Origin of the sequence: Chlamydia sp. 17-3921 (genome assembly GCF_902705545.1) — a bacterium.
GTDB lineage: Bacteria > Chlamydiota > Chlamydiia > Chlamydiales > Chlamydiaceae > Chlamydia.
This window is the reverse complement of sequence record NZ_CACSHH010000014.1, coordinates 41,679-56,035: the sequence shown is the minus strand read 5'-3', so window position 1 is coordinate 56,035 and position 14,357 is coordinate 41,679. Positions and strand designations below refer to the sequence as shown.

Here is a 14,357-nt window from a genome sequence, read left to right as displayed (position 1 = left end):
GAATCTGAATTACTTTGAAGTCTATGCAACGCTATCAACTGTATTCTCCTGTTGCAGATTTATTCTCTGAAACTGGTGGTTTGGAGACTCAACTACTTTTTGGAGAGCGTGTATTATATAAGTGTGGAAGATATTACGCATGTTCACAACTCATAAAAGATGGTGATTTTTGGCGCCCCTACCCTGGAAACTTATTTTCTAAACAGGTTTCCCCCTGCACATTTCCAACAAATTATCATCCAAATGCCGCTGTAATATCTTTTTCAGCAACATTAGATCCTTGGAATATTCCATTACCTTTTGGAAGTTTATTAACCTTAGATTCTGACCATAGATTGCTTCTTCCTTCTACTGTTTCTAACTGTCTGTCTAAATTTTTTGGCATAGAAAAACCTTCGTGTAACCCTCTACATGTACGTCGCTTTGAGGAAAAGATTTCAATTAAAAATTTATTGCAAGATGCTGAAAGGTTTTTAAATCGCCCTTATTTATGGGGTGGACGTAGCTTACACAATAATCTTTTTTCTTCTGGAGTAGATTGTTCAGGATTTATAAATCTTTTGTATCAGTCTCAAGGGCTAAGCATTCCAAGAAATGCTCAAGATCAATATTTAGATTGCATTCCTGTAAAAAAGTTTGAGGATCTTCCTATAGGAGGGTTAGTATTTCTTCAGACTCAAGGAGAATCTCATATGTCTCACGTATTGTTAAAGAAAGATTCTCAAAGTCTCCTTCATTCTTCAGAAAGTGTCGGAAAAGTTAATTTATATGTTGTAGGAAAGGATTTTGAGTTGTTTGGAAATCGCTTTTACTCTTTAGCTTATCGAAACAAAAAACAAACAGCTTATTTTGGAATTCCCAAAAGAAGAAAAGCCTTTCTTTAAAAAGAAAGGCTTTTTGAAATTAACGTTTTGAAAATTGGAAGCTTTTACGAGCTTTTTTATGACCATATTTTTTACGTTCTTTTTTTCTTGGATCTCGTGTAAGAAATCCATAACTTTTCAATTCTTGTTTAGATTCACTGTTTTCTTTAAGCAATGCTCTAGCTAAGCCTAATCTAGTAGCAATAACTTGCCCTTGAATCCCCCCTCCATGAACACGAACAATAAGATCATATTGAGTCTTATCTCCTATAGCTTTTAAAGGAGATAAAATCGTGTTTCTTTGAATTTCTAAAGGAAAATAATTTTCAAAAGCTTTTCCATTAACATCAATTTTTCCACTTCCTGGACGAAGTCGCACGCTAGAAACAGCTTGTTTTCTTCTCCCTGTAGCTACGGATTCTTGTAATGTATTTTTTGCCACAAATTACCCTAAATTAAAATTTATTACAGTCGGATTTTGAGCTTCAAACTCTGCGTATGACTCTCCCTTAACAATCCTTAAGGACTTTAATTGTTTTCTACCTAAACGATTTTTTGGCATCATTCCTTTAACTGCATGCTCGATAATATATGTAGGTTTTCTTGCAATCATGTTTTCATAGGGAATTTCTCTTAATCCGGAAATATATCCTGTGTAGTAGCGATAAACTTTCTGAGCTTTTTTTGCTCCTGTTAAACGGATTTTTTCTGCGTTAATAACAATGACTCCGTCTCCCATAGCAATGTGTGGAGTAAATGTGACTTTATGTTTGCCACGTAAAATTTTTGCTATTTCAGAAGATAATCGTCCTAAAGTTTTTCCTGCAGCATCTATCACGTACCAAGACTTTGGATCAGAAGATTTAGCTAGAGTCGTCTTTGTATCTTTTCTTTTTTCCATAACAGTGTAACCGCTTTATCAGAGGACAGGATTATAAAAATTGTTCAATTTTTTTTCCAAACAAAAAGCGTTTTAAGTTGTTCTAATTATTCTTTCTCTAATTTCAAGTTATTAATTGAAATGAGACCATAGCAAAATCTGAATTGAAATAAATCAAAAAAGAAGTCGACCCTCGACTAAATTCCCTTCTCGATGACATTGGGAAGCAAGTTTTTTATTATGCGTGACAATAAGAACTCCTCGATTAGAGTTTGCTTGAGAAAGAAGTAATTCGTGAATACTTTGCGAAGCTATATTATCCAAGTTTCCTGAAGGTTCATCTGCCAAAATAATTACAGGTTCATTTATTAAAGCTCTAGCAATGGCTACGCGTTGTTTTTCTCCTCCAGAAAGTTTTGCACAAAGAGTCGAAAGCTTATGAGAAAGACCTATAGATTCTAGAAGCTCTAAAGCTCTTTTATAGATATAAGAGCCTTTGGAAGTATTTACTCTAGCAATAATTGCTGGTAACAAAACATTGGTTAACACCGAATCATCTTCAAGTAGATAAAAATTTTGAAAGACAAATCCTATATGTTGATTTCGAAAATTGGAATGGTTTACATTCTTTAATTCTTTTCCAAAAAATTTTAAACTTCCAGACGAAGGAGTATCTAGAGTTCCTAATAAGTGAAGTAAAGTAGTTTTACCATTTCCTGAGGGACCAGTGATAGCTACTGTCTCACCGGCATGAAGGGTGAGACTAACATCTGTTAGTATAGAAATTTCTTGATCATATTGTGAAATATTTTTTGTAAGATTATTGGCTTCTATAAGAGGAGTCATAATTAATCAGCCTTTAAAATTTCAGAAACTTGCATTTTTGCAACTTTTCTTGCAGGTAAAACTCCTGAAATTGTAGCTAAAATTAGAGTTCCAAAGCTTAACCATAATATTGCCTGTGGATGAATAATATTTGGAAGATTTTCTCCAAAGAAAATTGGGTTAAAAGCATTTCTCCCCTGTAAATAACTCAGGCCTTTTACTATCACCTCTAGATTTTTTAAAGTTATTATTGCAAGAAGCGTTCCCAGTAGCATCCCAAAACTTCCAGATATTGCTCCACAAAAAGCAAAAATTTGTTTGAGGCTTTTTGATGAGATTCCCATGGCTTTGAGAGCTCCGATCTCTTTCTTTTTATTATTTACTAGAAGTATGGACATGGTCACGATATTGGAACAGGCCACAATAAGAATAATAATCGTTACAAAAAGAAATAAAACTTGATCGCTTTGTAGTTGGTCTAGAATAGGTTTAAAGTATTCATAATCATAAAGAGAAACTACTTCCCAATAATCATGTATCCCTACTGTTGTTAAAATCTTTTGTATTTTAGCTTTAATTGTACGAATATCTTTTGTGTTAGCGAAGAAAATTCTAAATCCATTATTCATTCCAAGTCCTTCTGAGCTGGATCGAATGGATGCTGCAAGATCCGAATCTATGAAGATGGTTTTTGCTCCTAGTGGAGAAAGTCCTGGGTTATAAAAACCGATAATATGAACTTTATAATGTGTTTCTTTCTGTGTTTCTAAGGTATATGTACTGAAACTTCCTTTATCTCCAATTTTATAACCCAAATCTTTGTAATTGATTGGGAGGATAATAGAAGAGCCTTGATAACGCTCTTGTAATCTGTGAAAGTCTTCCTTCCATCCTTGAGGGCTGCGATTCAGGTTGTTGAGGTCTTTTGAGCAGTAGTCAGATTCTTCATAAGGCAAGATTCTATTTTCATAAAAATTTTTAGAAGAATAGGCAATAAAGTGAGAAAATGTTTGAGATAAAGATTTTTGTGTATCTGTATCAATATAAAGGTTCCCAATCCCTTCTTCAAACTCTAAAATTTGTGCCTGTTTTTGTACTAAATAAGGAGTTAGAGCTTGTACAGCTGTTGCTACTGGATCTTTTAAAGTTCCATCAAAGTCTAAATCTGGCTTAGGGAACGTTTGAGAGAGAAGGTAATCTGTTTCTGAGTCATAAGGATCTTTGCACGAAGAGAGCAGTTTTTCTCCGAGCGTTTTTGTCGTATAGTTAGAGAGCTCAGAGTGTTTGTCTATTTGATAAAAATAAGAATCATAATAAGATTTAGATGGAAGCATTGTAATGGGGGCGTGAAGCTGCGAAAGATCATTAAGCCATCTTTGCTCCAAGCCATGAATTACAGAAATAAAGACAACAGATAACCAAACAACAAGAGAAATAATCCCCATAGAAAATAAAGAAACGATAGAGGAAGAAATTCGCTTTCTTCTGGGGATTAAATATTTTATAGCTATAAATAATTCTAGCTTCACAATTTTCAGCCTACAATTTTATATAAAAGGTTTTGTAGAGCCGATATACAAAATCTTTTACTTAGCTTCTTTAAAGATTACATGTTTACGCAGTTTTCTATCATATTTTTTAAGTTCTAGTCGAGTTGTTGTTTTCTTTTTATTTTTTATGGTCCAATACATGTCAGAACTTTCTGAACTTTTTAATTTGATGATTTCACGGTTCTTGCTTGCCATAAATAAACCCTTTCAAGTGATGATAAACCACTTATTATGCTATATTTTTTCAAAAAGAATCAAGTTCTCCTCTAAAAAACAACAAGAGGATTTGTATGACGGTTCAAAATCGGACTTATATCGCTCTATTTTTATTAAAATAAAATTGATTTATTGATCTAGGTGATTTTTATATTTAAGTAAAGTCACACTAGTTTAACTGAATAGTCAAAAATCTCCCAAGATTACTTGGGAGATAGTTTTAAAGAACGTAAGGAAGAATAGTTACATTCCAAGAGAAAAATCTTACCCGGAAGGTTCCTCCGTTATTTTTTAAGAAAAAATGTCCATTTGTAGTGGCATAGAATGTAGAGCAGAACCATACCATTGGTCGAGTTCTATAATTACTTTGTCCTGAACAAGTTGAGACTGCCAAGATTGTTTCTGTGCCATTTGGCAAAGAAACTCCTAAGGCACATTCTCCTCCAGTGCCATTATCAAGCCATCGACCGTCTTTAGTCATAAAAACTCTTATACACAAAAGTTTAGGCTCTAGTGAAGTGGCTGTGAATTCTAATTTATTATCATTGATACTAACTGCTCCTGTTGAATTAAGGCTTTGTGTATTGAATCTCATCCAAGGAATTCGAGCTCCTCCAGGAAAGTCTCCCCAAAATGCTGCTCCATTTGAGGTTGCAGATCGCTCTGTATATAAAACTTTATTACGTTTGAATTCTCCAAAAGGGACATACTGTTGATTAGCTCGATCATTAATGTTTCTATAATCTGAGCGTAAATTAGACGTAGAATTTTTATAATATAGATGAGAGTCTGCGAGGTTTAGACGACCACGAAAATCCATAGAAGAGGATGTCGTTGGGGTCACATTAATCTCTTTTCCGACTTTTAGGTTTTGTTGGCAATCTAAACCTCCTTCTGTGATACTGATGTTCTCTGTAACTTTGGTGTTTTCTGTTGAAATTCCTCCTTCAACCGTAAAAGATTGTTTTTTCTTATCTTCAGTCAAATTTTTTGACGTAATGTCAAGGCGGATAAATGTAGGAAAAGATATCTTAGTTTTTGGTGTAGAGTTTGCTGTTGTAGAATTTGTCATGATTAATCTACCTCAGAGAAGTTTGTATTGAAAGGAAACCAAATAACATTGGTTGAGAAAAATTTTATTTTTAAGTGTTTTGTTGTCTGCGCTTGTATATAAAACTGGTTCGTAGTCAACTTTGGAATAGGAAAGATGGCGTGAAGTACTCTTGTCGTGCGATCAGAAAACCAAATTCCACGAGTATCTGTACTAGAAAGTAAGCTTCGATTACTTCCAGAAATTAAAAATAAGAGAAAATTCGCATCATCATTACCGCTATGATCTCCTTCCCAACGAGTACATTGTAGTGTGACTTGATAAATACCCGCCTGTTTTGGAATAATTCGATCATCAAATACATCAAAATATTGAGCACATCTGGGTGTAATACTTGTATATGTTCTCCATGCTCTGCTTCCCCCATAAAGTTTCACAGCTCCAGTGTTGATATTGTATGTACTTTGATATTCAATACTATTTTGATAAGCTTGTACGCTAAATTTTCTATAATATGCATAAGTTAGAGCATCCCTTTGAGAAAGCGGATCGCTAAGATTTTCGAATACTGGTGTCTGATTTTTTTCTGTTAAGGAGGTTATATTTAGACCATTGGAAATCGTAGTCTGATGTAGATCTGTTTTTTCTGTAGATAGGTCCCCTCCTATGTTAACATCACATGGGGATATTATCGTGTCTGTTACTGCAAGATTACGGATAAACAAAGAGTTATCGATATTTACATTTTCTTTTACAGAAAGAGTGGCGTTATCCATGAAAAGATTTTGATCTTTGACCCCAGATGTTTTAGTTTCGTCAAGAGGAAAATTTGTTGAGTTTGAAATTGTTTGTTTGATTTGTCGTTTCTTCATACGATAAATTCCTCCAAAGGGTAGAAAAGAATGCTAAAAAAGAAAGAATTTAAAGCAGCGAAATCATTATCCTGTGTTATATAGAAAATATGTTTATCATAATCTCCTAGAGCAACGTTGGGATTCGGTGCTGGATCTGTAACTTGAACTATTGTTCCAAAATTCCCCTGTTCGGGGTAACCTCCTCCTCCATTAATAGTTGTATTAGAAAAATTTTTGTCATTTTTTGCTGCATTTTTTAAATAGATAGATGATCCCCAACCGTTATTCCATCCCCATCGCTTAGTTACTCCAAAAGAAAATATGTAAGTTCCTTTGGCAAGTAGCTGTACATAGCTTGTTCCCGGGAATGTTGCGATCTTTGTTTTAGGATCATAGTTAACAATACGGCATGCTCTTCCTATATTTCTCGATTGATACGTCTCTGTTTGATATGTAATCAGTTCCATTGGAGATTTTTCCCCTACACCAAATCTGGCTCGAGCATCTGCTGGAAGTGTTGTATAATAAAATTCGGGAGAGCGAATATAAAAAGCTGGGACAGGCTCACAATCATTTTTCGGAATTGCAGCATTGCTAAGACGATTCCCGTGAAGATTTATAGAAATACGATTTGCAATGTTTGTTGTATTAAGATTGTATTTTTCTGCAGAGGTGAGTTCTGTAGTTTTTGTATCCATCTTCACTGTGGCATTGCCATCCACAGAAAATGTTGCACTAGAGCTAATAGATTTAGCTTTGGTATCAAATGTTGTTATATTCGATGTTGAAAGGTTGTTTTCAACAATAGTATCAACTTTGAAATAACATTCATTATTATTGGGTGTTGTCATTTTTTGTTTTATTCCATTTTTTTTTTAAAAAAACAGAGAAAACAAAAATAGTCAAAACAATTAATTAAAAAATTATGGAATTAATTTACTTTAATTAAAGTTTTGAAAAAAAAAGAAAGTTTTGGGGGTGGCTGGATTTGAACCAACGTATCCGTAAGGAGTCGGATTTACAGTCCGATGCAATTGACCGCTATGCGACACCCCCCTTTAAAAAAATGCTGGAGAAAGGACTTGAACCCTCAACCGTTCGATTACAAATCGAATGCTCTGCCAATTGAGCTACTCCAGCACAATAAACAACGATTATCTCAAAAAGAAAACTTTATTCTCAATGAGAAACTAATGAATATGTTAATTAGGTGACTCTTCATTAGATGGCTCTTCAGAAGAAGGAGCTTGTTTTGGTGCTATACGGTAATCTTCTTGAGTTGGAATAAAAACATCAGGAGAAAAATTTGTATTCTGAGAACTACTCTCTATGGAATATGAAGGTACTTCTTGCTTCTTTGTTTGCTGCTCTATTGTAGACAAAACTTGGAAGTCGTATTGCTTAAGTTTCTCAGAAACAAGGAGATCTTCTTTCGCTTTTGCTCGATTTAGCGCCTTCTTATTAATGGTTTCTTTATTCTTCGTTATCGTATGATATTTAGAAAGTTGTTCTTTTTGTTTTGTTGCTAAGGGAGCTGAAACCCTTTGGAATAATTTTGTATAGCTTTCTTTAGATTTTTCTACGTCTTCTTTAGAAAGAACTGTCGCAGAGAATTTAAACTTTCCTTCTGAAGTATGTCTTGCTGTAAGGCTTTCTTTTTTTAAACAACATTGCTTGTACTTTTTATTAGATCCACAAGGGCAAGGATCATTTCTGTTGATCTTTTTAGACATAGTACGCTCTTAAGTACGAAGTTTTGAAAAAGTTTAGTTGAATTAGAGATAAAAACCAATGATGAGTTTACTAGCTTTTAAAAAGATCATACTTAAGAATATATCTTTTTTAAAAGAAAACTCATTTGTTTATATGCCAACAATATTGTTACAACCTCCATGGATGAAAACTGGGAAGCGAATCGAAAGCCTTATACGAAAAGCTTTGTATACCTATTCTATGCTAGAAAATCATCGAAAAATTGTTGTGGCTTTAAGCGGAGGGAAAGATAGTCTTTCTTTATTGATAATGCTTAAAGCTATTTCTGGAAGAGGATTCCCAAAAATAGATATTCACGCAGTAAACATTGGAGGAAGATATTCATGTGGAACAGAGGTTAGCAAAACTTATTTAATGCAGATTTGCGATCGGCTTCAAATCCCCTTTGTCTCTCTCGTTTCTCCTTATGCTCCAGAAATTCCTGAATGCTATTCATGTTCTCAAGTTCGGCGACGTCTATTATTTCAGGAAGCTAAAAATTGTGGAGCTACTGCCATAGCTTTTGGTCATCATAGAGATGATCTTGTGCAGACAACTCTTATGAATCTTTTGCACAAGGCTGAGTTTGCGGGAATGCTTCCTGTTTTAGATATGATACATTTCGGAGTGACAATTTTGCGTCCATTAATTTTTGTTCCAGAGTTTTTAATAAAAAAATTCTCAAAAGAAAATGGTTTTGCTCGAGTAACTTGCCGTTGTCCTGTAATTTCTTTAAGATCTAAAGCGGAACAAAGCTTAAAAATATTAGAAGAGATTTTTCCCTTAACTCGTCATAATATCGCTTTGGCCGTTCATCAAAATGGTTCATTTAAATCTCAAAAAAAGAAATAGAAGAGAATCTGCATTTTATAAGCTCTCGTAATTGGTATTTTGTGTCTCAAAGATTGAAAATAGTTTTAACTAATGATGATGGAATTGAAGCTAAAGGTATGAGTTATTTAGTTTCTGCTTTAGCCGCTACAGATATAGCAGATCTTTATATTGTTGCTCCTCATACAGAACAATCTGGGAAAAGTATGTCTTTCTCTTTTAGTACAGTTCTTTGTGCTTCTCCTTATTCGTATCATCAAGAAGTTCAAGAAGCTTGGGCTGTAAAAGGAACTCCAGTAGACTGTGTTAAGATTGCTTTGAGAACAATGTTTCAAGATTCTCCTCCAAATCTTTTGATTTCTGGAATTAATTGTGGAAATAATTATGGAAAGAATGCTTGGTTATCAGGAACTATAGGGGCAGCTAAACAAGCTTTATTGGATGATATTCCGGCAATAGCTTTATCTCAAGATCAACATATTTCTTGTTTTCAACAAGAGAAGGCTCCTCTCATTTTAAAAATATTGATAGAATATCTTTTATCTAGTCCTTTTCCCTGTTTAACGGGTTTGAATGTTAATTTTCCTGCAAGTCCAGAGTTAACGTCGTGGAAGGGTGTACGACTTGTGCCTCCTGGAGAAGAAATGATTTATGAAAAACCCCTATTTTTAGGCTCTGTTAATAAAAATCATTATTACATTGGAGAACTTCTTGGACCAAAAATATACGGGGATCCTTCTTCAGAATATGCTACTGTGTCGGAAAACTATATTAGTATGAGTCCTTTGTTTATACAAAATTCGCCATTTGGAGTCATTAGTGAGCAGGAATTTCAGCAAACCCAAAAGAGTTTTGAAACTTTCTTAACCAACTTTGACCTTAGTCAAGTTTTTAGCTAAGATTCTACCTTTATAGAGTGAATTTTGATTAAGAATCATCACAAAATGATTGTAGATAAACTATTTTTTCTGGTAGCCTAACCATCCTATCTTCTTTGGATGCGTAGCTCAGCGGTTAGAGCACCTGTCTTACACACAGGGGGTCATAGGTTCAAATCCTGTCGTGTCCAAATTGCGGGAGTAGTTCAATTGGTTAGAGCACCGCCCTGTCAAGGCGGAAGTTGCGGGTTCAAGCCCCGTCTCTCGCGAAATTTTCACTTAAAGGTCTAAAGATGTCCCACGGCCCTCGCCCTGAAAAATTTAGTTTTCCTTTATATTTCTCTAAGACTTTAAGTTGGTTTGTTCTAGGAGGGTTTCTTGCTGCCTGTGGGATCCAAATGATTCTAGTTCCCAATAAACTTATTGATGGGGGGATTGTTGGAGTATCTATTATCGCTTCGCATTTTCTTGGGCATAAATATCTCCCCTTTTGTTTAGCTATTTTCAATCTTCCTTTTGTCATTTTAGCTTTTCGACAAATCGGAAAATATTTTGTCATTCAGATGATGACTGCAGTGATAATCTTTTCTTTTGCCTTATGGTTAATAGATGTGCTTCCTTTATGGTTAGGGATTAGTCCCGTGGTTTTCAAAGGATCTGAAATGGAAACCGTAGTTTTAGGGGGTGCTGTTATTGGCGTTGGTTGTGGTTTGATTATTCGTCATGGTGGTTCCACAGATGGAACAGAGATTCTTGGAATTATAATCAACAAAAAAAGAGGTTATACAGTTGGACAAGTTATTCTATTTGTAAACTTTTTTATTTTTGCTTTTGCAGGCTTTGCCTATCAAAATTGGCATACAGCTTTTGTTTCTTTTCTAACTTATGGAATTGCAACAAAGGTAATGGATACAGTAATTTTAGGACTTGAAGACACTAAATCTGTAACAATTATCACATCTTCTCCAAGAAAACTTGGTCATATTCTTATGGATTCTTTGGGAGTAGGTCTTACTTATATTCATGCTGAAGGCGGATATTCTGGAGAACCTAGGAATTTACTTTACATTGTTGTTGAGCGTCTTCAACTTTCGCAATTAAAAGAAATTGTGCATAGAGAAGACCCTACAGCATTTATCGCCATTGAAAACCTTCATGAAGTTATTAATGGAAGGCGTACTAGCTAACAATAAGAAGGGCCTGACCATTCTTTAGTTAGAGTATTTGGAACTTCTAGAAGAGCAAGAAGTTTACCCACTATAGCATTTTCTATATCCTCTGCTGATTGAGGCTTAAAGTACCACATAGGCATAGGAGGGAAAATTATAGCCCCATTTTTACTTAATTTTAATAAATTCTCTAAATGAATTGTGTGAAGAGGAGTTTCTCTAGGAACTAAAATGAGGGGGCGTTTTTCTTTAAGAGCAACATCTGCAACGCGTCTTAAGAGATTGTCTCCAAGTCCAATAGCGATAGCTGCTGTTGTTGCCATGCTGCAAGGAATAATGATAGTTGCATTTACGGAATAAGATCCTGAAGCTAACGGACTTTCTATAGCTTTTATCCTGTGAACATGGATGTATGGAAGAATATCCTGGGAAAATAATGCTGTGAGAGATTGGCAACTGAGTTCGTAATATAATGTTTTCATGCCTGCGGGAGAAATCACAACATCGACGTGATGCTTCATAGCAGCAAGTTGTTCTATCAGCTTTACAGCTAAAATGATCCCCGAAGCCCCTGAGATACCAATAACAAAACGTTTCACGGCTTAGTACATGTTGAGATTAAAAATAATAAGGTCATGCTAATAAAAAAAGATAATGCTATAAAAATATTTGCAAAGAAAAAGCACGACTCCTTTGCTATTTTAGATTTTCTTATTGCATGGTAGCTTTTAAGAACATAACAAATGGTTCCTAAAGGAAGAGCAGCTAAAGGATAAAAGATTTTATTTAAAGATCCTTGCCAACCTAAAGATAGATATAACACTAAGCTGCAAATTAAACACGCTGAAGCAATCCATATACTTTTCTCTTTTCCAAAATGTGCTGGAACACTACAAAGTCCTTCTGAGCGATCGAAGGCAATATCTTGAATAGCATAAATGATATCGTTTGCTGAAATCACAAGTCCTACGCTTATTCCCCAAGATATTGCGACAATTTTTAAAGATTTAGGAATCTCTCCTTGGGATAGAGCTGAGAAATTCATCAAAATGGCGATAGTATAAATAAAACCCAATACCCAATGACACAGTAGGGATATGCGCTTCATATAGGGATAGAGCACGAAGAGCAAAATAGAAAGAAGCCCCCACACTAAAATATTTAAGAGAATGCAAGAAAATAAAAATATTAAACAGCAAATAAATAATAGGATTTTTACAGAAGTTAAAGAAACGAGCCCGCTAGGCAAGATTCGAGATGTTGTACGGGGATTTTTTTTGTCTATAAATCTATCGATATATTGATTGATGACAATTCCTAGGATTCGAGCAAAAATTGTAGCACCTCCTCCTATACTCATAATAAAAAGGGTCTGTCGAAAGAGAAGTTTTTCAGAGATTCTTGGAATAGAGAGGGCAAAAAAAGAAGAGGCTAATAAAAATAATAAAGAAAAAACAACACTTTTAATATTGATTAATTTTAAAAAAAAATCTAATTTCATTGTTGACTTAGATGCGAACAATACTTTATTTGTTTAACTATAGTAACTTTATAGTATACTCTCTTCACTTTGGCTTCGGCCTTATCTTTAAAGAGCCCTGTTTTACAGGGCTTGTCTTTTTTATTAAGTCGGCTATAATACTTCTCTCTTGTTTAAAAAACACATAAAAAGGGAAAATTTTGCGCCCAAAATTAATTCGTTTGTTTTGTTATTTTGTTGTTTTTTCTCCTACAATTGTTTTTGGAAACTCTGCCCAATCTTCTTTAAAAGATATTGCTCAGCTATCCGAAAGTTTTATAGGAGGTCACGCCCCATGGGTTGCAATTTTCGGATCCTCTACATTAATTTCTTGTACAAAAGAATACCAACAGGCTTATGAGTTGGGTTTTAGGTTGGCGAAGGAATACAGAACTGTCCTTACCGGAGCAGGAAAAGGTGTTATGGAAGCAGCTAATTTTGGTGCTACTGCTGCTGGAGGAATTTCTGCAGGGATTTACTTACCTGGAGAGTTTGTAAATAGTGCAATTTCTGAAAACCATCTTTTGTCTTTGCCAAGTTGGTCTGACAGAAAAAATCTTATGGTTTATGGCGCCTCTGCCTGTGTTTTTTTCCCAGGAGGGCTAGGAGTTTTGGATGGGGTAGTAACAACCTTTCACTTATTGAGAAGTTTTAATAAAACTTGTCCCCTAGTATTTGTAGGAAGAGAATTTTGGTTTCCTTTTCTCTCTTGGTTACAAGAAACTTTTATTGAAAATTATAATTTTATAGAAGATTTAAGTTACGTGTATATCGTGGATTCTGCAGAAGAAGCATCTGATATCATAGAAAAAAAATCTTCGCAGGTTGTAATCAGATATCCTCTTCGAAAGAGTGCATAGATTGTTTTTCTAAAGGAGTATTAAATAAATAAAAAGTTAAAAAATATTTTTAACATTACAACTATTTTCTCTATATAGAAAAGTTTATCTATACTAGTATAGTTAGATTGGTAAAGAGTTTATCTATAATATGGCTTTAAATTTTTCTACTTCGCTGTTCCAAAGTAGTAATCCCCCACCAATTTTAGCTTGGAATAGTAATTACATAAACAATGATAGGCAAATATTTTTGGCTGTAGTTAGTGCTGTTGCCATTGCTATGATTCTTATCTTAACTGGAACCTTTTTGCTATGTTCTAACGTTTCTATAGGTTTAAGTTTTGTGGCTTCTATAGTCTTAGGTTTATGCACTACAATTATTGGCAGCTGTGTTCTCGTTTACGTTTTAGTAGTAACTGTTCAAAAAATGTGTGTATGGCTAAAGGATTTCGTTAAGTTAAAAAAATTTATTCAGTCACATTTCCCTCAAGTGATCTCCCAACAAAAACATTCCTCTTGGCTTTCTACATTTTTATGTAGCTCCCCCCTAGATGTAGAGTTTTATGGGAAATCATGGCTTCACCCCTTATCATCATCACGAGTAGTACTTTCAATAGCAAGCATTATCATTGGCATAAGCCTCGTTATACTTTCTGTTGTTGCCTCTATTTTGTGGTGTTCTTTAAAAATACGTTTAGACTTAGGGCTTGGAATTGTTGGGACTTGTTTTTTAGTCGCTGGTTTATCTGCGACTCGTTTTTACAGTCTTGCTGCTCAAGGGGCTTCCTATATTTATTTAAACCGTTATCAAAAATGTCTATACGATGACCTATATGCTTCTTTTATTGTTAAAAAAAAGAAAATAGAAAACCTCAATACATCATTAAAATTGAATCAGAAGTTGAGTAATCAAACAATAGCTCTTCTTGAAGAAAAGAATAAAAAATTGGAAGAAGAGCTTCATAAAGCGCGTCAGGAGATAGCGAGCTTATCTCGCTCACTAAAAGTTCTACCTTTTGGAAGTAATGGTAGTAGCGTTTGGGAATGGTCAAGATTCTTTTATTAAGAATCGCTAGATGAAGTAACTGTTAGATAATTTTAATAAAAAAATCAAGAAATATTTTTCTTCT

At 34.4% G+C, this 14,357-nt stretch carries 17 protein-coding genes and 4 tRNA genes; 8 read left to right on the top strand and 13 right to left on the bottom strand.

Annotated elements, in window-relative coordinates; all coding sequences use genetic code 11:
* Nucleotides 1–23: 23 nt before the first annotated feature.
* Nucleotides 24–884 (top strand): C40 family peptidase, encoded by an 861-nt coding sequence (locus JMS40_RS03690; protein WP_201456932.1) that lies wholly within the window; start codon nucleotides 24–26, stop codon nucleotides 882–884.
* Between the two features lie 19 nt (nucleotides 885–903).
* Here the strand turns inward: JMS40_RS03690 and rpsI are convergent, their stop codons facing one another.
* From rpsI to JMS40_RS03635, 11 genes are all read right to left on the bottom strand, one after another.
* Nucleotides 904–1,305 carry a 30S ribosomal protein S9 gene (gene rpsI, locus JMS40_RS03685; protein ID WP_201456931.1) on the bottom strand — a complete coding sequence of 134 codons (402 nt, stop codon included), beginning with the start codon at nucleotides 1,303–1,305 and terminating at the stop codon, nucleotides 904–906.
* Nucleotides 1,306–1,308: 3 nt separating this feature from the next.
* On the bottom strand, nucleotides 1,309–1,764 hold the full coding sequence (gene rplM / locus JMS40_RS03680; RefSeq protein WP_201456930.1) for a 50S ribosomal protein L13: 456 nt from the start codon (nucleotides 1,762–1,764) through the stop codon (nucleotides 1,309–1,311).
* 153 nt (nucleotides 1,765–1,917) lie between these two features.
* Nucleotides 1,918–2,589, bottom strand: coding sequence for an ABC transporter ATP-binding protein (locus JMS40_RS03675; protein ID WP_201456929.1), 672 nt, complete (start codon nucleotides 2,587–2,589; stop codon nucleotides 1,918–1,920).
* A gap of 2 nt (nucleotides 2,590–2,591) precedes the next feature.
* Nucleotides 2,592–4,097, bottom strand: a complete 1,506-nt coding sequence (locus JMS40_RS03670) for an ABC transporter permease (protein WP_201456928.1) — start codon at nucleotides 4,095–4,097, stop codon at nucleotides 2,592–2,594.
* 57 nt (nucleotides 4,098–4,154) lie between these two features.
* On the bottom strand, nucleotides 4,155–4,313 hold the full coding sequence (gene rpmG, locus JMS40_RS03665) for a 50S ribosomal protein L33 (RefSeq protein WP_201456927.1): 159 nt from the start codon (nucleotides 4,311–4,313) through the stop codon (nucleotides 4,155–4,157).
* Nucleotides 4,314–4,554: 241 nt separating this feature from the next.
* On the bottom strand, nucleotides 4,555–5,406 hold the full coding sequence (locus JMS40_RS03660; protein ID WP_201456926.1) for a hypothetical protein: 852 nt from the start codon (nucleotides 5,404–5,406) through the stop codon (nucleotides 4,555–4,557).
* 2 nt (nucleotides 5,407–5,408) lie between these two features.
* Nucleotides 5,409–6,257: a hypothetical protein gene (locus tag JMS40_RS03655; protein ID WP_201456925.1), complete on the bottom strand. Its 849-nt coding sequence runs from the start codon at nucleotides 6,255–6,257 to the stop codon at nucleotides 5,409–5,411.
* Entirely contained in the window at nucleotides 6,254–7,090 is an 837-nt protein-coding gene (locus JMS40_RS03650) for a hypothetical protein (RefSeq protein WP_201456924.1), read from the bottom strand. Before JMS40_RS03650 ends, JMS40_RS03655 begins: the two co-directional genes overlap by 4 nt.
* A 122-nt stretch (nucleotides 7,091–7,212) precedes the next feature.
* Nucleotides 7,213–7,295, bottom strand: a tRNA-Tyr gene (locus JMS40_RS03645).
* 11 nt (nucleotides 7,296–7,306) lie between these two features.
* Nucleotides 7,307–7,379, bottom strand: a tRNA-Thr gene (locus JMS40_RS03640).
* Between the two features lie 62 nt (nucleotides 7,380–7,441).
* Nucleotides 7,442–7,972: a YecA family protein gene (locus JMS40_RS03635; RefSeq protein WP_201456923.1), complete on the bottom strand. Its 531-nt coding sequence runs from the start codon at nucleotides 7,970–7,972 to the stop codon at nucleotides 7,442–7,444.
* Between the two features lie 133 nt (nucleotides 7,973–8,105).
* Between JMS40_RS03635 and JMS40_RS03630 the strand changes: the two genes are divergently transcribed.
* The 5 genes from JMS40_RS03630 (at nucleotide 8,106) to JMS40_RS03610 (ending at nucleotide 10,887) form a co-directional block, all read left to right on the top strand.
* On the top strand, nucleotides 8,106–8,843 hold the full coding sequence (locus JMS40_RS03630) for a tRNA 2-thiocytidine biosynthesis TtcA family protein (protein ID WP_201456922.1): 738 nt from the start codon (nucleotides 8,106–8,108) through the stop codon (nucleotides 8,841–8,843).
* 41 nt (nucleotides 8,844–8,884) lie between these two features.
* The gene (surE, locus tag JMS40_RS03625) at nucleotides 8,885–9,721 is read left to right on the top strand and encodes a 5'/3'-nucleotidase SurE (protein ID WP_201456921.1); all 837 of its coding nucleotides are present in this window, start codon (nucleotides 8,885–8,887) and stop codon (nucleotides 9,719–9,721) included.
* 97 nt (nucleotides 9,722–9,818) lie between these two features.
* Nucleotides 9,819–9,891, top strand: a tRNA-Val gene (locus JMS40_RS03620).
* A 4-nt stretch (nucleotides 9,892–9,895) separates the two neighbouring features.
* Nucleotides 9,896–9,969: transfer RNA gene (locus JMS40_RS03615), tRNA-Asp, on the top strand.
* Nucleotides 9,970–9,993: 24 nt separating this feature from the next.
* A complete protein-coding gene (locus JMS40_RS03610; RefSeq protein WP_201456920.1) occupies nucleotides 9,994–10,887 on the top strand; it encodes a YitT family protein in 894 nt (297 codons plus the stop codon).
* Here the strand turns inward: JMS40_RS03610 and JMS40_RS03605 are convergent.
* Both JMS40_RS03605 and JMS40_RS03600 read right to left on the bottom strand, forming a co-directional pair.
* Nucleotides 10,884–11,468 (bottom strand): flavin prenyltransferase UbiX, encoded by a 585-nt coding sequence (locus JMS40_RS03605; RefSeq protein WP_201456919.1) that lies wholly within the window; start codon nucleotides 11,466–11,468, stop codon nucleotides 10,884–10,886. The two genes, JMS40_RS03610 and JMS40_RS03605, sit on opposite strands and share 4 nt — an antisense overlap.
* Nucleotides 11,465–12,370 carry a UbiA-like polyprenyltransferase gene (locus JMS40_RS03600; RefSeq protein WP_201456918.1) on the bottom strand — a complete coding sequence of 302 codons (906 nt, stop codon included), beginning with the start codon at nucleotides 12,368–12,370 and terminating at the stop codon, nucleotides 11,465–11,467. Before JMS40_RS03600 ends, JMS40_RS03605 begins: the two co-directional genes overlap by 4 nt.
* Before the next feature lie 179 nt (nucleotides 12,371–12,549).
* On the opposite strand from JMS40_RS03600, the gene JMS40_RS03595 reads away from it, so the two are divergent.
* Nucleotides 12,550–13,248: an LOG family protein gene (locus JMS40_RS03595; protein ID WP_201456917.1), complete on the top strand. Its 699-nt coding sequence runs from the start codon at nucleotides 12,550–12,552 to the stop codon at nucleotides 13,246–13,248.
* A 130-nt stretch (nucleotides 13,249–13,378) separates the two neighbouring features.
* Nucleotides 13,379–14,293, top strand: coding sequence for a hypothetical protein (locus JMS40_RS03590; RefSeq protein ID WP_201456916.1), 915 nt, complete (start codon nucleotides 13,379–13,381; stop codon nucleotides 14,291–14,293).
* Nucleotides 14,294–14,357: the final 64 nt, after the last annotated feature.